Consider the following 19,825-nt stretch of genomic DNA (forward strand, 5'->3'; position numbering starts at 1 on the left):
GCGGCCGCGTCGCGTCAGGCGCCGACGTACTGGGCGAGGTGCTCGCCCGTGAGGGTGGAGCGGGCGGCGACGAGATCGGTGGGCGTGCCCTCGAAGACGATCAGGCCGCCGTCGTGGCCGGCCCCAGGGCCGAGGTCGATGATCCAGTCGGCGTGCGCCATGACCGCCTGGTGGTGCTCCACGACGATGACCGTCCTGCCGGAATCCACCAACCGGTCGAGCAGGGCGAGCAGTTGCTCGACGTCGGCCAGATGCAGGCCGCTGGTCGGCTCGTCGAGGATGTAGACGCTGCCCGTTCCCGCCATGTGGCCGGCGAGCTTCAGCCGTTGCCGCTCGCCGCCGGAGAGGGTGGTGAGCGGCTGGCCGAGGCTGAGGTAGCCCAGGCCGACCTCGGCGAGCCGGTCGAGAACGGTGTACGCGGCCGGCGTCCGTGCCTCACCGCTGCGGAAGAACTCGGCGGCCTCGGCCACCGGCATCGCGAACACCTCGCTGATGTCCCGGTCACCGAGCCGGTACTGGAGCACCGACGCCTGGAACCGCTTGCCCTCGCAGTCCTCGCAGGTGGTGGCGACACCGGCCATGATCGCCAGGTCGGTGTAGATGACACCGGCACCCTTGCACGCGGGGCAGGCGCCCTCGGAGTTGGGGCTGAACAGGGCGGGCTTGACCCCGTTGACCTTGGCGAACGTCTTGCGGATCGGTTCGAGCATGCCCGTGTAGGTGGCCGGGTTGCTGCGCCGGGAGCCCTTGATGGGCGACTGGTCCACCGTGACAACGCCGTCCCGGCCCGCTATCGAGCCGTGGATCAGGGAACTCTTGCCGGAACCCGCGACCCCGGTGACCACGGTGAGCACGCCGAGCGGGATGTCCACGTCGACGTCGCGCAGGTTGTGGGCGTCGGCGCCGCGCACCTGCAGCACACCGGACCGCTCGCGCACGGACGGCTTCAGCGAGGCCCGGTCGTCCAGGTGCCGCCCGGTGACGGTCCCGCTGGCCCGCAGACCCTCGACGGTGCCCTCGAAGACCACCTCGCCGCCCTTGGTGCCGGCCAGCGGTCCCAGGTCGACGACGTGGTCGGCGATCACGATCGTTTCCGGCTTGTGCTCCACGACCAGCACCGTGTTGCCCTTGTCGCGCAGTCGCAGCAGCAGGTCGTTCATCCGCTGGATGTCGTGCGGGTGCAGGCCGACGGTGGGCTCGTCGAAGACGTAGGTGACGTCGGTGAGCGCGGATCCCAGGTGGCGGACCATCTTGACGCGCTGGGCCTCACCGCCCGAGAGCGTGCTCGATGACCGGTCGAGCGAGAGGTAGCCGAGGCCGATCTTGACGAACGAGTCGAGGGTCTGGCCGAGCACCGTGAGCAGTGTCCGGACCGATGGGTCGGTCAGACCGCGGATCCAGGCAGCGAGGTCGCTGATCTGCATGGCGCAGGCGTCAGCGATGCTGAGGCCGTCGATCTTCGCGGACCGGGCGGTCTCGCTGAGCCGGGTGCCGTGGCACTGAGGGCAGGCGGAGAACGCCACCGCCCGTTCCACGAAGGCACGGATGTGCGGCTGGAGCGTCTCCTTGTCCTTGGACAGGAACGACTTGCGCACCCGTGCGAGGAGGCCCTCGTAGGTGGTGTTGACGCCCTTCACCTTGACCTTGACCGGGTCCCGGTGCAGGAGGTCGTGCCGCTCCTGCTCGGTGTAGTCGCGGATCGGTTTGTGCGGATCGAGGAAGCCCGACTCGGTGAAGGACTGCACCACCCAGCCGTCGGGCTTCCAGCCGGGGACGGTGATCGCGCCGTCCGCGAGCGACTTGGAGTCGTCGAACAGCTGGGCGGGATCGATGTCAGAGACGGTGCCCATGCCCTCGCACCGCAGGCACATGCCGCCGACGACGCTGAAGCCCTTCTCGATCTTCTTGCCGTTCACCACGAGGACACCCGACGCGTCGGCCGAGGCGACGTTGAAGGCGAACGCCTTCTGCGACCCGATGTACGGCTTGGCGAGCCGGCTGAAGAGGATGCGCAGCAGGGTGCCCGCGTCGGTGGCGGTGCCGACCGTGGAGCGCAGGCTGGTGCCCATCGGCTGCTGGTCGACCAGGATCGCGGTGGTCAGCCCGTCGAGCACGTCGACCTCGGGCCGCGCCAGGGTGGGCATGAAGCCCTGGACGAAGGCGCTGTACGTCTCGTTGATCAGCCGTTGCGACTCCGCGGCGATCGTGTCGAACACCAGGGAGCTCTTGCCCGAGCCGGAGACCCCGGTGAACACCGTCAGCCGCCGCTTGGGGATCTCCACCTGCACGTTCTTGAGGTTGTTCTCACGTGCTCCGTGTACACGGATCAGATCATGGCTGTCGGCGGCACGCAGCGCAGCGGGCCGGGTGTCCGCCTCCGTGCCGGCTGTCATGGAGTCCCTCCCCTTCGTCGGACGCGGCACGCCTTCGTCATGCGACGTGGTGACGAGTTCCTGAACGTCCCGGTTCATGGGCTCAAGCGTATACCTGCAAAGTCGGTTGAGAGTTTTGGAGAAATAGCGCGGAGTTCTCCAGGTAAAGTCTCAAACCGTGAAGTACCTGCGTCCTTCCGATCTGGCCCGTGAGCACGGCATTTCCACCCAGGCGGTCCGCAACTACGAGCGGGACGGGTTCATCCCGCTCGCCCGGCGCACCCCGTCCGGCTACCGCACCTACAGCGAGATGCACGCGACGGCCCTGCGGGCCTATCTGACGCTCGTCCATGCATACGGTTACGCCATGGGCGGCGAGATCATGCGGTCGCTCAACACCGGCGACCTCGACGCCGCGCTGACGGCCGTGGACCGTGGCCACGCCCAGCTGCTGCGCGACCGCAGCACGCTGGACGCGGTGGGGCGGGCGGTGGAACACCTCACCAGTGGCCCCGACCTCGCCGAACGCACCTCCGACGGCAGCGAGCCGCTCAGCATCGGCGGACTCGCGCGCCGTCTGGGGGTGACCGCGGCGACCCTGCGGAACTGGGAGGCGGTGGGCATCCTCACCCCCGCCCGGGAGCCGGTCACCGGCCACCGTTCGTTCGGCCCCGCGGACGTGCGCGACGCCGAGCTGACCCATCTCCTGCGGCGCGGTGGCTACCCACTGGAGCACATCCGCACGGTGGTCCGGCAGATCCGCACGGCCGGCGGCACCGAGGCGCTGTCCGCCGCCCTCGAGGACTGGCGGCGACGGCTCACGGCCCGCGGTGTGTCGATGCTCGACGCGGCAACCCGCCTCGGCGGGTACGTGGCCCTCCTCGGCATCGCCCCGGCCGGACCGTATGTCGCCGCGAAACCCGCTCCCGCACCGGAATTCCCACCGACGGTTTGAGACCTCGCGCCCCGGCGGGTCCTCCCACGGTGCCGACGGCACCGCCGTAAGTCTCAACGGGTCTTTCAATGATTCGATTGACAGACATGAGAAAGGACTTCCACGATCTGTCCGTGGCCTCGTGCTCCGTGCTGGCGCTCGGCGAACCCACCCACCTGGAACCCGCCTTCGGGTGGGTGCGCAACGAGCTGTTCGCCCGGCTGATCCGCCTCGGCTTCCGCTCGATCGCCCTGGAGACCGACCGCGTGGCCGCGCTACGCGTCGACGACTTCGTCAGGGGCGGCGCCGGGGATCCGGAGGAGGTGGCGCGGGAGGGCTTCTCCCACGGCTTCGGCAACCTGGAGAGCAACCGGCGCCTCGTCGCCTGGATGCGCGACCACAACGCGAGCCTGGCGCCGGAGGAGCAGCTGACCTTCCACGGCTTCGACGTCCCGACGGAGACGACCAGCGCCCCCAGCCCACGGCGTTGCCTCGAGCACGCCCGGGACTATCTGGGGCTCGACCTGGACCTGGCCGGGCTGTCCGGCGCGGACGAGCGGTGGAGCCGTACCGAGGCGGTGATGGACCCGGCCATGTCGGTCGGCGCCACGCCCGAGGCCGAGCGGCTGCGGTCCCTCGCCGAGGACATGCTCACCCTGCTGCACTCCAACGCCGCCGAGCGGATCGCGCAGACCTCGCGCGCGGAGTGGCTCCGGGCCAGGACACACCTCACCGCCGGTCTCGGCCTGCTGCGCTACCACCGGCAGGCGGCGCAGCGCCTGGACAACAACACCCGGCTGTCGCGACTGTTCGCCACCCGGGACGCCCTCATGGCGCAGAACCTCCTCGACATCCGCAGCATCGAGGGCCACCGGGGCGCGACACTGGTCTTCGCCCACAATGTGCACCTCCAGCGGACCCCGAGCACCTGGAGTTCGGGAGACCTGCACGTCGGCTGGCCCGGGGCCGGCACCATCGTGGCACCGCTGCTGGGAGAGCAGTACGTCTTCATCGCCGGCAGCCTGGGCCGCAGTGAGGCCATCGGGCTGGACGACCCCGAGCCGGGCACCTACGAGAGCGTTCTGCAGGACCGCGTCACCGATTGGGCCCTGGCGCCCACCGGCACGTTCACCGCCGCGCGGACCCGGGCGGACACCACCCCTCAGCAGGGTTACTTTCCGCTCGATCAGGGCCTCCTGGAAACCGCCGACGCGGTCCTGCACGTCCGCGACGGTGCCACCGTCACCCGGTCGGCGGACCTCCTGCTCGCCTCCGCCCCTGCCCGCAGCGAGCAGTGACAGAGACAGGAAGGATTCGCCGGGCTCCCCGGACACCGAAGACTAGATTCGCTGTCGATCAAGGAGCCTCCCGAAGGAGCTGACCGCGCTTGAACACGGTTCCCGCACTGTTCGAGTCAATCGTCGCCCGCCGGGGCGGGGAGCCCGCGCTCATCGACGGGGAGGGCACCCTCGGGTACGCGGAGCTGAACACATGGATCAACCGGCTCGCCCGCAGGCTCATCGCACAAGGTGTCGGTCCCGACTCACTCGTCGCGGTCGCGATGCCCAAGTCGCGAGAACTCATCGTGGCGATCATGGCCGTGCTCAAGGCCGGCGGCGCCTACCTCCCGCTCGACCCGGACTATCCGGCGGAACGTCTGTCGTTCATGCTGTCCGACGCGCGGCCGCTGCTGCTGCTGCGGTCCTCCTCGGTGGAGCCCCTCGGCGCGGACCCGAAGGAACTCGTCCTCGACGACCCGGCGGTCCGTGCCGCGTGCGCGGCTCTGCCGGGGCACGACATCGGCCAGCACGAACGCCGCGCCGCACTGCGCCCCGAGCACCTGATGTACGTCATCTACACCTCGGGGTCGACCGGAACACCCAAGGGTGTCGCCGTGCCGCACAGCGGTGCGAGCGACATGGCCGCCACCCAGACGGCCGCCCTGCGGGCGGGCCCGGGCGACCGCGTGCTCCAGTGGGCGTCCATCAGTTTCGACGCCGCCTTCTGGGACGTGTCCCTGGCGCTGCTGTCCGGGGCCGCCCTCGTGATGGTGCCCGCCGACGACCTGCTGCCTGGCCATCCACTGTGGAACACCCTGCTCAAGTACGACATCACGCACGCCGTGCTGCCCCCGGTGGCGCTCAGCGAGACCGACGCCGGGGACGTCCTGGCCGGCGGGACCGTCATGTCCACGGGCGACAGCTGTACGCCGACGCTGGTGCGCAAGTGGTCGCGGGCACGGCGGATGTTCAACGGCTACGGTCCGACCGAGGTGACCGTAGGAGCGACGATCGCCGGGCCGGTGCGCGACGCCGGCGACATCGGGATCGGCACGCCGTGGGTCGGCAAGAAGGTGCATGTGCTCGACAAGCACCTGCGCCCGGTGCCGCCCGGTGCGGAGGGCGAGCTGTACATCGCGGGCAGCGGGCTGGCACGCGGCTACCTCAACCGGTTCCCGGCGACCGCGGCGAAGTTCGTGGCCGACCCCTTCGGGCCGCCGGGAACCCGGATGTACCGCACGGGCGACCGAGGTCGCCGGGGGGCGGACGGCGAGCTGTTCTTCGCGGGCCGCGCCGACGGCCAGGTGAAGCTGCGCGGTTTCCGCGTCGAACTCGGTGAGATCGAGACCCGGCTCGCCGCGCATCCGGCGGTGGACGTCGCCGTAGCCGTGGTGCGCGGCGAGCTGGCCGACGCGCATGTCGTCGGCTACGTCACCACCACGGCGCCGGTCGAGCCGGGTGATCTGCGCGTCCATGTCGCCGAGTCACTGCCCGCCCACATGGTGCCCGCACGCATCACGGTCCTGGAGCGGTTCCCGACGCTGGCCAACGGCAAGATCGACCGGGAAGCCCTGCCGCAGCCGGACGCGGGCGCCGAGGGGCGCCCGGACTGCGGGCGGGCACCGGAGACCGTTGAGGCGGATGACTGTACGGCCGTAATCTGCGCGATCGTGCGGGACGTCCTCGGGATTCCGGGGGCGACTGCCGCCGACAACTTCTTCCAGCTCGGAGGCCACTCCGTGCAGGCGACCAGGCTGGTGGGCCGGATACGGGAACGGTTCGAGGTCGCGCTGTCGATCCGGACCGTGCTGGAGGCGGCGACGATCGGCGAGCTGGCCACGACCGTCGAGAGCCGGCTGCACGGCTGACAGCCGTCAGCGGAAGGCGACCGGCAGACTGGCATAGCCGTTGAGGAAGTTGGAGTAAATCGGGGCGGGCTCGCCGCACATCTCGATCCCGGACACCGACTCGGTGAGCGCGCTCAGCAGTGCGCGCAGTTCCGTCCGGCCGAGGAACGCGCCGAGACAGAAGTGCGGGCCGTGGCCGAGGGAGACGTGCTTGTTGGGTGAGCGGGCCACGTCGAAGCGGCGTGGCTGGTCGAACACCTCCTCGTCGTTGTTGGCGGAGGTGTTCCACAGCGTCACGATGTCGCCCGCACGCACCTGCCGACCGCCTATCCGTATGTCGCGGGTCGCGGTGCGGGCGAAGTGCATGGCCGGTGTGGCCCAGCGCAGCACCTCCTCGACCGCCGTGTCGATCGCGGCGGACCCTTCGCGCAGCGCCCGCCACTGGCCGGGGTGCTCGGCGAACGTCTTCACCGCGCAGATCGCGGACACGCGGGAGGACTCGTCGCCACCGAGCACGAGGCTGTAGCAGTTGAGCGCGACCTCCTCGAGCGTCAGCGGGCGGCCTCCCGCCTTCGCCGTCGCGATCAGGCTGATCACGTCGTCGCCTGGTTCGCCGCGGCGGTGCCGGGCGAGGTCCATGAAGTAGCCGATGATCTCGTTCCGGGCCTCCAGTGAGTCCAGCCGGTCGGACTCGGCGTCGTCCGACGAGAGGGCCAGCTTGTTCCACCGCAGCAGTTTCTCGCGGTCCGCCGCCGGAATGGAGAGCAGATCGCAGATCGTGTTCATCGGGATGTGCTCGGCGACCTCCGCCGCGAAGTCGAACGCCCCCCGCCGGGTGACGGTCTTGATGAGCCGTGACGTCCGTTCCCAGACCTTCTCCTGCACCGCGCCGAGGACGCGCGGGGAGAAGGCGCGCAGCATCAGGTTGCGCAGCTCGCGGTGACGGGGCCGGTCGGTGACCGCGAGCATCTTGCCGCCCGCCGAGTCACCGCCGCTCAGAAGGACGTCCAGAACGGTCCCGCGAGCGGAACTCAGGGAGCGCACGTCGGCGTAGCAGGACAGCACGTCGGCGTGACGGGCGACGACCCAGAACCCGGGATTTCCCTCGTGCCAGTACACGGGCCGGTGCGTGCGCACATCGCGCCAGAAATCGTACGCGTCGTGCCGTACGAAGGCGGTCGCGTCGGTCAGGTCCAGCTCGGTCGGGGTGGTCATGCCGAAATCGTCACATCGGCGGCACCGACGGCGGGATGCTCTTGCGCAGGTCTTTCTTCGTGAATGAGAGACGAAAGATTGCTGATCAGCCGGTTCCTTCCCGTGTCAGGCTCAGGGACATGGGTCGTTGGAGGCGCCGGATCGTCCGGCTGCGGCCGGCAGTCCACCTATGACGAGGAGGCGGCGTCCTGAGTACTCTGACGTATGGGGACTATCTCCACATGGAGACCCTGCTTTCGCTCCAAGAGCCGCAGGTCCCCCACACTGCCGGCCGCGCGGTCGTCCTGGCCGAACAGTTCTTCATCATCACCCACCAGTCCTGCGAACTGTGGCTCAAGCAGCTCGGGGCTGATCTGGACGCCGCTACCGAGGCGCTCCTGCCGCCCTGCGACCCGCACGACCTGGAGCTGGGGCTCGAATTCCTGCTTCGGTCCAGCGAATTGATACGGGTGCTTCAGCAGCAGTTGCTGGTGCTGGAGAGACTGCCACTGCGTTACTTCGCCGAGTTCCGCACCTATCTGGACACGGCGAGCGGCGCGCAGTCCGCGCAGTTCCGGCGGCTGACGGCACTCCTCGGCAACAGCCACCACCAGGGCAGTCTCTACGAGGCGTTCGCGGCTGCGGCCAAATACCACGGGCAGTCCGTGCACGACATCTGCCGACGTGGCGTGGAGTTGGGCGTGCTGCACCGTCTTGCGGAAGCGCTGGTGGACCTGGGGAACGGGTACTGGCACTGGAAGGTGGCACACCTGGCACTGGTGTCGAAGATGATCGGGGAGCAGGGGGGAACCGGCGGCTCGAGCGGTGTCGACTTCCTTGCCCGCCGAGTCACCCGGCCCTTTCCCGAACTTCGCCGACTGCGCGGGACGATTCAGCATTCATAGCCTTCCGGCCGCCGATGGGTCTCATGCATGAGGGCTTCCTGTGGCAGGGCGTGGCTGTTGCAGTCCACACCGACCCCAGGAGGCCCTCACTTGATCAGGCACCCCGCGTGCGAGTCACCGAGATTTAAGGGCACCGACCTGGGCCTGTCTGACAATTCCCGTCTGTCGCGCGACGCCATGCACGCACTCTCGCCGCCCCGGCCCCTGACCCGAGTACGTCCAGTACGCGGGTGATGGGTGGCTGGCCACCGAGTGCGGTGTGGCAGCGGTGGTGGTTGTAGGTGCGCAGGAAGTCTGTCAGAGCGTCGGACCGTTCCTGGTTGCTGGTGTAGGGCTGCGGGTAGGCTCATTGCGGTCGATGCCCGACGCGGTGACGAAGGCCGCGGCTCGGCGGAGGAAGGCTGCGCAGGTGTCGCCCCTCTCGTCGCCGTGGACTTCGCAGTGGGCCGGGCGGGTGTGGTCGTCGGCGGCGGAGTGGATGCAGTCAAGGCCCATGTTGCTGCGGGGTGGCCCGGCCGGCCTGGCGGCCCAGCACCCTGTGGCCGCCGGGGATGCGGCCGGGTTTCTTGGCGTCGACGTGGATCAGTTCGCCGGGCCGGTCGCGTTCGTAGCGGCGGATGACCTGGAGGGTGGGCCGGTCCAGGTGGGCCAGCCGGTTCAGGCCGTGACGCGCCAGGGTCCGATGGGTGGTCGAGGATCGGGCCGCGGCGGGCCGGCCCCAGCTTGCGCTCCCGCCAGCGACGAAGCCACTTGTGGGCCGTGGCCGCGGGAGATACCCATCTCGGCAGTGACATGGGCGACGGGACGGCCCGAGCGGACACGCTCGATCAGCAGCCGCCTGCCGTGGGCGGTCAGCCGGGCATTACGGTGGTACACGAAGACCTCCGTGCGGTGCGTTCTGGACAGCTCCACCACACTGGAGGGCTTCGCGCTAGCGGGCTTCGATCTCCAGCGCGTAGCCGCGCCCCCAGGCCGTGCGGATCACCAGGTCGGTCGGTGACAGACGGCGGCGGAGGCGCATGATGTGCAGGTCGAGCGAATTCCGCGTCGGCCGCTGTACGCGTTCCGCGAGCCGTTGTAGGAGTTCATGCCGGTACACCACCTCCCCGAAGTGCTCGATGAGCAGCTCCATCAGTTCGGTCTGGACGTTGGAGATGGTGATCGAGTGCGAAGCGAAGGTGAGTGTTCCCGCGGAGTCGAGGGCCGGAATCTGCCGGCTGTCGAGCCGGTTCTGGAGAGCCCTGACCCGGGCGTCGAGATCGTCCCGGGAGATGGGCGCCCGGACCCAGTCCTCGAAGGGGTCGTTGCAGACCGGCGGACGGGCCCCCGCCTCCACCACGAGGAGACGGGGTACGCCGTCCCTCCTACATCGGTTCCGCAGGTCTGTTTGTGCCGGCCATCGGACGAACATGACATCGCTGGTGGTGCATCGCACAGCGTGCGCCTCCCCGTCGACGCAAAGGGATCATCACTGTCATCGTCGGCCGACGGCGTTCACACGTCGGCCGAGCAGGCATAACAGGAGGCAGGCCGTGGTGGTGTGGTTCGGTCGCCACGGCCTCGCCCCGCAACGGCGCTGCGTTTTCTCGGGCCGACACCCGGAGCCGCGCCTCACGGCACAGCGTTAGCCGTTCATCGCCTCCCGGAGACTGCGCGGCCGCATGTCGGTCCAGTGCTCCTCCACGTAGGCGATGCTCTCCGTCCTCGCGGCGGGGCCGAAGACGCTGCGCCATCCGGCGGGCACCTCGGCGAAGGCCGGCCACAGGGAGTGCTGGTCCTCGTCGTTGACCAGCACGTGGAACTGGCCGTTCTCGTCGTCGAACGGGTTGATGCTCACCTTTGGTCCTCCAGATCTCGCTTCAGCACGTGCGGGTTCGAGCAGGGTCACTGCGCTGCCCGCAGAATCCGGTTGATGGTTTTACTGATCTCGGCGGCGTGCCGCGGCCAGTACATCTCGTTGTGAGCGCAGGCGATGTCGATGCGCTGCACACGACCATCGACGTGCTCCTGCCAGAGCACGTCCAGGTCCTCGTCCAGTTCCCGCTTGTCGTGGGTCTCCGGATCGAGGAGTGCGTTGAAGAAGACGACGTCACCGCGGTACCGCGGTGAGGTGAACCGCCGCATCTGATCCATCTGTCCGATGAAGATCGAGGAGGCGGTGGTCACGAGCGACGGGTATTCCTCCATCCCTGCCAAGTGCCCCATGTAGTTGGCGAGGTAGCGGCGGACCATGGACTCGTCCAGCGCTTGCAGGTCGGCGAAGTGGCTGGAGGGCGCGGCATCAAGCAGCGCCAGGAGTGCCACCTCGTGTCCGCGGCGCTGGAGTTCGGCTGCCATGGCGTGCGCGAGGGTGCCGCCGAAGGACCAGCCCAGCAGGTGGTAGGGGCCGCTCGGCTGGACCTGGAGCACCTGCCCGAGGTAGTCCTCGACCATCTCCTCGATGGAGCCGGCCGGCGCAGTCGTCCCGTCGAAACCGCGTGCCTGAATGCCGTACAGCGGCCAGGCCGGGTCCAGGTGGCGGGCGAAGCCGAGGTAGGGCCAGCTGAGCCCACCGCCCGGGTGCAGCCACCACAGAGGTGGCTGCTGCCCCTCGGTGCGGATCGGCAGCAGGACGGCGAACGGGTCCTCGAAGTCGGCGTCGGCGTCGGCGGTCAGCTGTGCAGCCAGTTCGGCGACGGTCGGATACTGGAACACCGTGCGGATCGGCACTTCCACACCCAGCTTCTCGTGAATCCGCCAGACCAGACGCGTCAGCCGCAGGGAGTGGCCTCCGCAGGCGAAGAAGTCGTCGTCGATGCCGATCCGGTCCAGGCCCAGCACCTCGGCGAAAAGCGCGGCGAGTTCCTCCTCGCGCGGGGTGCGCGGGGCCCGGTGTTCCCCGCCGACCGGGTCCGGCTCGGGGAGCGCGGCCCGGTCCACCTTGCCGTTCTCGGTGAGTGGCAGCCGGTCGAGGACCAGGATCTCGGCGGGCATCATGAACTGCGGGAGCCGGTCGGCGAGCCGCTCGCGCAGCAGGGAGGGCAGCCGGGAGGCGCGGCGGGACACCGCGGGGACGTTCGCCAGCCGGGCCGAGGAGGCGCCGGCCGGCCGGTACAGGCCGTCACAGCAGACGGCGTCGACGTCGGGCAGAATGGCCGCCTCGAAGCAGTCCCCCGCCTGGGCCGACCACGTGCAGTACACCGCGAGCCCGCGCCGGGCGCCCCACGCCTCCAGTTCTGCGGGGTCGAGGGTGCCGCCCAGTTCGGCGGGAGCATCCCATTCGGCGGACTCGTCGGCCAGGCGGGCGTTGGGGACGCGGGTCAGGCGGAGCCGGCCGCCGTGCCGGGCCAGCGCGGTCTCCAGGTCGGCCAGTTCACGGACCTCGGACGCCCAGACCGCCTCGGGCAGGCCGCCGAGGTCCAGCGGCTTGGCCGGCGCCTTGTGCAGCACGACCTCGTAGCGGTGACGGGTCAGCTCGTTGTGGTGGGTGCCCTGCTTGAGGCGGATGTCGGCGGCGACGGCGTCCGGGCGGGCCTCGGCCCAGCGGGTGAAGAAGCCCGGGTCGACGACGAGTTCCTTCTCGGCGAGCACCGCGCGTTCGACGGCGGCCTGCACGGCGGCCGGGCCGTCGGCGGGCTGCCGGCAATGGTGCACCGCCGCGGCGAACGTGCGCAGGGTGCGGTGGTTGCGGACGTCGCCGAGCACCACGCGCCCGCCGGGCGCGAGCCGGTCCATCGCGAGGTCGAGCACCCGGGTGAGGTAGCCGGCGTCCGGGAAGTACTGCACGACCGAGTTGAGGATCACCGTGTCGAAGTATCCGGTGGGCAGGCCGTCTGCGTCGTCGGCGGGCTGGCAGCGCAGGGTCACTCTGTCCGACAGCCGCTGGTCGGCGCCGGTCTGGGCGCGCAGCCGTTCGATGACGGGAGCCGAGAAGTCGGTGCCCCAGTACTCCTCCGCCTCCGGTGCGAGCGGGCCGAGCAGCAGGCCGGAGCCGACGCCGATCTCCAGCACTCGGCGCGGGCGCAGGGACCGCACCCGCCGCAGCACCGCCTCGCGCCAGGACCGCATCTGCGCCAGCGGGATGGGGCGGCCGGTGTAGGAGCTGTTCCAGCCGGTGAAGTCCTCACCGACGGTGTCGGTGGTGACCTCTGTCCCGCCGTACATGGTGTCGTAGATCTCGCGCCACTCGCCGACCTGTTCGGCGGCGTCACGGCCGGTGGACACGGCGCTGTCGGGCACCACGTAGGCGACCATGCGGCGTTCGCCGAGCCGGTCCCGGCGCACGGCGACCACCGCGTTCGCCACGCCGTCCTGTTCGCGCAGCACCGCCTCCAGCTCGCCCGGCTCGACGCGGAAGCCGCGCAGCTTGAGCTGGTCGTCGCTGCGGCTGACGTAGTGAAGGCGACCGGCGGTGTCCCAGCGCACCAGGTCGCCGGTGCGGTACACGCGCGCTCCGGGCCGTGCGGACGGGTCGGGCACGAACCGGGTGGCGGTCAGGCCGGGGTGGCCGGCATAGCCGCGCGCCACGCCGTCGCCGCCGATGTACAGCTCACCGACCACGCCGGGCGGCACCGGCCGCAGCCGGTCGTCCAGGACGAGGAGCCGGCTGCCGTCCATCGGGGTACCGATGGGCAGCGGGTCGGTGCACTGCGCCGCGGAGGCCATCCGGTGCCGGGACGCGAACGTGGTGGTCTCGGTCGGGCCGTAGCCGTTGACCACGGTGACGCCGGGACAGGCGTCGAGGACCGCGCGGACGGCGGTCGGTGACAGGACGTCCCCACCGGCCCACACCTCTCGGACGGCGCCGAAGCACTCGGCGTGCTGTTCGGCCATCACGGCGAACAGTCCGGCGGTCAGCCACAGCGCCGTCACCCCCCGCTCGGTGATCACCCGGGCGAGTTCCGCGGTGTCCGGCCGGCCCGCGCGGGCCACCACCGCGGTGCCGCCCCCGAGCAGCGGCACCCACATCTCGTACGTCGACGCGTCGAAGGTGTGCGGCGAGTGGACGAGGACGCGGCGATGGGCGCCGGTGCGGAAGCAGCCGTCGAACGCGAGGTCGACGACGTTGCGGTGGGTCACCTCCACCCCCTTGGGGCGGCCGGTGGAACCCGAGGTGTACATCACGTAGGCGATGGCGTGCTCGCCGGCGCCCTCCACCTCGGGTGGCGAGTCGGGCAGTCCGTCGAGATCCTCCCCGGCGAGTCCCTCGTCCACGGTGACCGCCGGATCAAGGTCCGCGAGCAGGAAGCCGATGCGCTCGGGTGGGTAGGTCGGGTCGACCGGAACGTAGGCGGCACCGGCCTTGAGGACACCGAGAATGGCGGCGACCAGCAGCGGCGAGCGTTCCATCACGAGCGCGACGCGGTCGGCCGGGCGGGCACCGCGGGCCCTGAAGTGGTGCGCGAGGCGGTTGGTCCAGCGGTCCAGTTCGGCGTAGGTCCAGGTGAGCGTTCCGTCCGCGGAGACCAGCGCGGTCGCGTCCGGGGTCGCCGCGACCGCGGCGGCGAACCGCTCGGGAAGGGTGCCGGCCTCGAACCCGGCGCCCCGGGCCGGGCCACCCCAGGCGCCCAGCGCCACGCGCTCGTGCTCGGTCAGGACACCGACGGATCCGATGGGCGTGTCCGGTGCCGTGACCGCCTGGCGCAGGAAGTGCAGCCAGCGGTCGAGCAGGACCCTGACCGTCCCGCCGTCGAAGAGTTCGGTGGCGTACTCCGCGAAGCCCTCGATGCGGGCCGGTTCGCCTTGCTCGTCCCGTTCGGTGACGCTGATGAACAGGTCGAAGCGCGCGGTGCCCAGAGGGAGCGGCTCCTCGGTCACGGTCAGGCCGGCCAGGTGGAACTCGGGCCGCATGTTGTTCTGGAGGCCCAGGCACACCTGGAAGAGTGGGTGGTGGGCGGGTGAGCGGGCCGGGTTGAGCACCTCGACCAGGTGCTCGAACGGGATGTCCTGGTGGTCGTAGGCGGCCAGGCTGCTCTCGCGGACCCGGCCGACGAGTTCGGCGAAGGAGGGGTCACCGGAGGTGTCCGCGCGCAGCACCCACGTGTTGACGAAGAAGCCGACCAGGCGGCTGAGCGCCTCGTCGGTGCGTCCGGCGATGGGCGAGCCGATCGGCACGTCCGTGCCCGCGCCGAGCCTGGTGAGCAGCGCGGCGAGGGCTGCCTGGAGCACCATCGACACCGTGGCGCCGGACCCACGGGCCATCCGGCGCACGCCGTCGGTCAGCCGGGGGTCGAGTGCGAGCGGCACCAGATCGCCGGCGTACGACGCGACGGCGGGTCGGGGCCGGTCGGTGGGGGGCGTGACGGTCTCGGGCAGGCCGGCCAGCTGGGTCGTCCAGTAGTCCAGCTGCCGCCGGTAGAGGCTGCCCGGGTTCTCGCTGTCGCCCAGCAGTTCCCGCTGCCAGAGCGTGTAGTCGGCGTACTGCACGGGAAGCGGTTCCCAGTCGGGCGCCCGGCCCGCGCGGCGGGCCTCGTAGGCGGTGGTGAGGTCCTCGGCGAGCGGGAGCGCGGACCAGCCGTCGGCGGCGATGTGGTGTGCGCCGATGAGGAACACCGCCTCGCGCTCGCCGGTCCGCAGCAGCCAGGAGCGGAACGGGATCTCGGCCGCCAGGTCGAACGGGCGGCGCGCCGCCGCCCGCAGGACGCCGGGCAGTTCGGCCTCGGTCACCTCGCGTTCCTCCCAGGGGACCTCGACCGCGGCCGGTGGCAGGATCCGCTGGTACGGCTGCCCGTCGGCCTCGCCGAAGACGGTGCGCAGCGATTCGTGCCGCACGACGACGTCGTGCACGGCCCGGCGCAGGGCGGCCGCGTCGAGCGCCCCGCGCATCCGCAGGGCCAGCGCGATGTTGTAGGTCGCCGAGGGTCCCTCGAAGCGGTGGATGAACCACAGCCGCTGCTGGGCGTAGGACAGCGGCAGCCGTTCGGGCCGGACCTGGGGCCGCAGCGGCGCGCGGAGGTGGTCAAGGGTGGTCAGGTGGGCCGCGAGTTCGGCGACGGTGGGCGACTGGAAGACGGCCCGGATGGGGATCTCCACGCCGTGCTCGGCCCGGATGCGGCTGACCAGCCGGGTGGCCAGCAGCGAGTGGCCGCCGATGGTGAAGAAGTTGTCGTCCGCGCCGACCCGGTCGAGACCGAGGACCGCCGCGAACAGCGCGCACAGCGACTCCTCCTCCGGTGTGGCGGGGGCCCGGCCGCCACCGGCCGTGTAGTCGGGCGAGGGCAGGGCGCGCCGGTCGGGCTTGCCGTTGTCGGTCAGCGGCACGGCGGCGAGGGGCACGATGGCGGCCGGGATCATGTACTCGGGCAGGGCCTCCCGCAGCTGACCGCGCAGGGCGGGCAGCAGTGCCGTGACGGCGGCGGCGGCCGCGGGGTCGTTCGCCGGAGTGCGTCCGTCGGTGGCCGGCAGGTACGTGCCGGTGAGGGGGGTGCCGGCTGCCGGGCCGTCGCGCAGCACGACGACCTGGAGCAGGTCGACCGCGTCGGCCGACCAGGTCGGCACCGCGTCCCAGCCGTGCCGGGCGGCCCAGGCGCGGACCTCGGCAGGGTCGAGCGGAGGCAGCTCGGGCGCGGCGGAGCCCTCGACGCCGAGGGCGCGGGCCGCCGCGGCCTCCTCGGTGAGGCGGGCGTTCGGGATTCCGGTGATCCGCACCGCCGGCTCGGGCCGGTCGCCCAGGCGGTCGGCGAGCCGGTCCAGATCGCCTTCCCACGCCAGGGTGGGGACGTCGTCGAGCCGTCGTGGGGCGTTAGCCGGTTCCGCGCCCGGCTTGTGGAGCACGACCTCGTAGCGGTGCCGGGTCAGCTCGTTGTGGTGGATGCCGTCCTTGGCCCGGATGTCGGCTCCGGCTGCCCCGGCCCCGTCTGCCCAGCACAGGAACCACTCGGGGTCGACCACCAGTTCCTTCTCCAGCATGACGGCCTGGTCGACCGTGGTGCGCAGCACGGCCGGTACCGCATCGGGGTGCTTGGCCCGCTGGACGCCCGTCTGGAGCGTGCGCAGGGAGGCCGCCCGCCGGATGTCCCCGAGGACGATCCGGCCGCCCGGTGCGAGCAGTTCCCAGACGCCGTCCAAGACCCGGGCGAGGTAGCGCTCGTCGGGGAAGTACTGCACGACCGAGTTGAGCAGCACAGTGTCGAATACGCCCCGGGGCAGTCCGGTGTGGTCGTCGGCGGCCTGGTGGCGCAACCGGACCCGGTCGGCCAGGCTGGCCCGGGTCACCTGGTCGCCGAGCCGGTCGATCACGGCCCGGGACAGGTCGGTGGCCCAGTACTCCTTCACCCGGCCGGCGATGTGTGCGAGCAGGAGTCCGGTGCCGACGCCGAGTTCGAGGACGCGCTCGGGCGACCAGCACAGGACGCCTTCCACGGCGGCGTCGCGCCAGGCCCGCATCTCGTCGAGCGGGATCGGCTCGCCGGTGGCGGAGTTGTTCCAGCCGGTGAAGTCCTCACCGAATCGGTGTCCGCTGTCGCCGGAGTAGGTCTGGTCGTAGACCTGCTGCCACTCCCCCACCTGGTCGTCGGTGCCGCCGGCGGCCCGCAGGACGCCGGTGTCGGGGACGACGTAGGCGACCAGCCGCAGGTCACCGGGCTGTTCCTCGCGGGCGGTGACGATGGCCTGGCGGACGGCCGGGTGCCGGACGAGGGCGTGCTCGATCTCGCCGGGCTCGACGCGGAACCCGCGCAGCTTGACCTGGTTGTCGGCGCGGCCGAGGAAGCAGATGTTGCCGTCCGGGAAGAAGCTGGCGCGGTCGCCGGTGCGGTACAGCCTGTCGCCCTCACGTGTGCTGAAGGGGTTACGGACGAAACGTTCCGCCGTCAGCTCGGGCCGGTTGACGTAGCCGACGCACAGGCACTCCCCGCCGATGTACAGGTCGCCCTCGACGCCGACGGGGCACGGCTCCATGTCCTCGTCGAGCACGTAGTAGCGGGCGTTGGCGATGGGACGGCCGTAGGGGATGCTGCGCCAGGACGGGTCGATCTCCCGGACCCGGAAGTAGTTGGACCACACCGTCGCCTCGGTGGCGCCGCCGAGGCTGACGATCTCCGCGCCGGTGAACACCCGCCGGACCTCGTCGGGCAGCGACAGCGGGGTGTAGTCGCCGGAGAGGAACACCAGGCGCAGGTCGTCGGTGCCGTGGTACCCGCCGTCCTCCGTGAGCAGGGACGCGACCTGGTTGAGGGTGGTGGGCACCGAGTCCCAGAAGGTGATCGGCTCGGTGAGCAGGACGTCCAGGAGCAGCTGCGGATCGCGCTGCTGGACGTCGTCCGCGATGTAGACGCCTCCGCCGCAGCCGAGCAGGCCGAAGATGTCGAAGACGGAGAGGTCGAAGCCGAGCGAGGTGACGCACAGGACGACGTCGTCGGGGCCGAACGCGAACGTGCGGTAGCACCAGTCGAGCAGGTTGTGCGCCGGGCGGTGGGTGACCGCGACGCCCTTCGGCTTCCCGGTGCTGCCGGAGGTGAAGATGATGTACGCCGTGTTGTCCGGGCCCGCGGCCGTTTCCGGATCGTGGTCGGCGCCGGGTGACCGGGAGTCGGGGAGTTCGGCGAGCCGGACGCCGTCCGGCAGCGTCCAGCGGTCGGTGTCCGGCGTGGACAGCACGAGGGAACACCCGGCGTCGGCGAGCATGCCGGCCACGCGGTCGGCGGGCAGCGCCGGTTCGAGCGGCAGATAGGCGCCGCCCGCCTTGAGCACGCCCAGGACGGCGGCGATCATGGCCGGCCCGCGGGGGACGCCGACACCGACGACGGTCTCCGGCCCGACGCCGCGTTCCTTGAGGTCCCAGGCGACGCGGTTGGCCCACCGGTTCAGCTCGCCGTAGGTCATGGTGCCGCCGGCCCAGCGCAGGGCCGTGGCGTCCGGGCGCCGTGCGGCCTGCTCCTCGAAGAGGAGGTGAACCGGTCCCGGGCAGTGGACGGGGTGGGCGGTGTCGTTCCACTCGACGAGGATCTTGTGGCGCTCGGCATCGTCGAGAGTGTCGCCGGACCGGCCGGGCCCGGCCCCGGCCGCTGCGCCGACGGTGGTCCTCGGGTCGGCCACGACCTCCTCGACGACGGCCACGAACCGTGCCGCGATGTCCTCCACGGTGGAGCGGTCGAAGAGGTCGGTGGCGTACTCGATCTCACCGACGACGGAGCCGGTGGAGTCGTCCGGCGCCAGGTTGAAGAACAGGTCGAACTTGGCGCTGCCGGTGGGCAGCGGTTCCATCGTCACGGTGAGACCCGGCAGGTCCAGGTGCGGTGGTGTGTTGTTCTGCCACGCCAGCACCACCTGGAACAGGGGGTGGTGCGCGGTCGACCGCTCCGGCCGCAACAGTTCCACGAGCCGCTCGAACGGCACGTCCTGGTGGTCGTAGGCGGCGAGCGCCTTCTTCCGTGCCTGATCGAGCACCCACTCGAAAGTCCGGTCCGCGGTCACCTGCACGCGCAGCGTCCAGGTATTGACGAAGAAGCCCACCAGTTCATGTAATGCCTCCTCCGTACGGCCCGCGATCGGCGAGCCGACGGTCACATCCTTGCCTCCTCCCAGCCGATGCAGCAATACCACCAAGGCGGCCTGGAGCACTATCGCCGTCGTGACACCATTGGTTTGCGCCAACTTCTTCGTGGCAGCGCGCAGTTCGGCGGTCAACCCGACCGGGACCGATCCGCCCCGGAAACTCGCCACCGCGGGACGGGGCCGGTCCAGGGGCAAAGGGAGAGGCTTGGACACACCGGCCAGTTCCTCTCGCCAATAGGCGCTCTGCACCGAGACGACGCTATCCGGATCATTTTCGTCGCCCAGCATCTCCTGTTGCCACAGCGCGTAGTCCGCGTACTGCACGGGCAGATCGGGCCAATCCGGTGCCGTGCCGGTCGCCCTGGCCCGGTAGGCTGTCGACACGTCACGTGCCAGCGGGGCCAGCGAGCCGCCGTCGCCGGCGATGTGGTGGATCACCAGGACGACCAGGAACTCCTCGTCGCCGCTCTGGAGGACGCAGCCGCGCAGCGGTACGTCCGTCGACAGGTCGAACCAGCTGCCGCTCACCGACGCCACCACGCCGGGTACCCGCTCGGGGGCCACCCGGCCCCAGTCCTGCCAGGGCAGGTTGATCTCGGCAGGGTCGAGAACACGCTGGTACGGCTGGCCGTCGGTCTCGGCGAAGACGGTGCGCAGGACTTCGTGGCGCACCATCACGTCGCGGAACGCCGCGCGCAGCGCGACGGTGTCGAGCGGGCCGTGGCAGCGCAGGAGCAGCGGGATGTTGTAGGTGGAGGAAGGGCCCTCGAAGCGGTTGATGAACCACATTCGCCGCTGCGCGTACGACAGGGGGGTCATG

The 19,825-nt window shown here is 70.8% G+C and carries 9 protein-coding genes and 1 pseudogene; 4 read left to right on the forward strand and 6 right to left on the reverse strand.

Going from position 1 to position 19,825, the window contains the following annotated elements; genetic code table 11:
• Positions 1-14: 14 nt before the first annotated feature.
• On the reverse strand, positions 15-2,393 hold the full coding sequence (locus ACZ6CZ_RS34165; RefSeq protein WP_469029230.1) for an ATP-binding cassette domain-containing protein: 2,379 nt from the start codon (positions 2,391-2,393) through the stop codon (positions 15-17).
• 157 nt (positions 2,394-2,550) lie between these two features.
• Between ACZ6CZ_RS34165 and ACZ6CZ_RS34170 the strand changes: the two genes are divergently transcribed.
• From ACZ6CZ_RS34170 to ACZ6CZ_RS34180, 3 genes are all read left to right on the forward strand, one after another.
• Positions 2,551-3,327 carry a TioE family transcriptional regulator gene (locus ACZ6CZ_RS34170; RefSeq protein WP_469029232.1) on the forward strand — a complete coding sequence of 259 codons (777 nt, stop codon included), beginning with the start codon at positions 2,551-2,553 and terminating at the stop codon, positions 3,325-3,327.
• Between the two features lie 86 nt (positions 3,328-3,413).
• Positions 3,414-4,604 (forward strand): erythromycin esterase family protein, encoded by a 1,191-nt coding sequence (locus ACZ6CZ_RS34175; protein ID WP_469029269.1) that lies wholly within the window; start codon positions 3,414-3,416, stop codon positions 4,602-4,604.
• 89 nt (positions 4,605-4,693) lie between these two features.
• Entirely contained in the window at positions 4,694-6,454 is a 1,761-nt protein-coding gene (locus ACZ6CZ_RS34180; RefSeq protein WP_469029235.1) for a non-ribosomal peptide synthetase, read from the forward strand.
• Positions 6,455-6,460: 6 nt separating this feature from the next.
• Here ACZ6CZ_RS34180 and ACZ6CZ_RS34185 read toward each other — a convergent pair whose 3' ends face one another.
• Positions 6,461-7,648 (reverse strand): cytochrome P450, encoded by a 1,188-nt coding sequence (locus tag ACZ6CZ_RS34185; RefSeq protein WP_469029236.1) that lies wholly within the window; start codon positions 7,646-7,648, stop codon positions 6,461-6,463.
• Positions 7,649-7,845: 197 nt separating this feature from the next.
• Between ACZ6CZ_RS34185 and ACZ6CZ_RS34190 the strand changes: the two genes are divergently transcribed.
• The gene (locus ACZ6CZ_RS34190; RefSeq protein WP_469029272.1) at positions 7,846-8,532 is read left to right on the forward strand and encodes a tryptophan 2,3-dioxygenase family protein; all 687 of its coding nucleotides are present in this window, start codon (positions 7,846-7,848) and stop codon (positions 8,530-8,532) included.
• A gap of 199 nt (positions 8,533-8,731) precedes the next feature.
• On the opposite strand, the pseudogene ACZ6CZ_RS34195 reads toward ACZ6CZ_RS34190, so the two are convergent.
• The 4 genes and pseudogenes from ACZ6CZ_RS34195 to ACZ6CZ_RS34210 form a co-directional block, all read right to left on the reverse strand.
• Positions 8,732-9,408, reverse strand: a pseudogene (locus tag ACZ6CZ_RS34195) (helix-turn-helix domain-containing protein); the annotation flags it as partial.
• A 55-nt stretch (positions 9,409-9,463) separates the two neighbouring features.
• Complete coding sequence (locus ACZ6CZ_RS34200; protein ID WP_469029240.1) at positions 9,464-9,871, reverse strand: winged helix-turn-helix domain-containing protein; 408 nt, start codon at positions 9,869-9,871, stop codon at positions 9,464-9,466.
• 285 nt (positions 9,872-10,156) lie between these two features.
• Positions 10,157-10,369 (reverse strand): MbtH family protein, encoded by a 213-nt coding sequence (locus tag ACZ6CZ_RS34205; protein ID WP_469029243.1) that lies wholly within the window; start codon positions 10,367-10,369, stop codon positions 10,157-10,159.
• Between the two features lie 47 nt (positions 10,370-10,416).
• Complete coding sequence (locus ACZ6CZ_RS34210; protein ID WP_469029245.1) at positions 10,417-19,824, reverse strand: amino acid adenylation domain-containing protein; 9,408 nt, start codon at positions 19,822-19,824, stop codon at positions 10,417-10,419.
• Between the last annotated feature and the right edge of the window lies 1 nt (position 19,825).

It is taken from the genome of Streptomyces sp. NPDC041135, assembly GCF_055592085.1.

What these genes read in the sequence shown, in the direction of transcription:
- ACZ6CZ_RS34165 (WP_469029230.1), bottom strand. Translation starts at nt 2,393, where the DNA reads ATGACAGCCGGCACGGAGGCGGACACCCGGCCCGCTGCGCTGCGTGCC.
- ACZ6CZ_RS34175 (WP_469029269.1), top strand. Translation starts at nt 3,414, where the DNA reads ATGAGAAAGGACTTCCACGATCTGTCCGTGGCCTCGTGCTCCGTGCTG.
- ACZ6CZ_RS34185 (WP_469029236.1), bottom strand. Translation starts at nt 7,648, where the DNA reads ATGACCACCCCGACCGAGCTGGACCTGACCGACGCGACCGCCTTCGTA.
- ACZ6CZ_RS34210 (WP_469029245.1), bottom strand. Translation starts at nt 19,824, where the DNA reads ATGACCCCCCTGTCGTACGCGCAGCGGCGAATGTGGTTCATCAACCGC.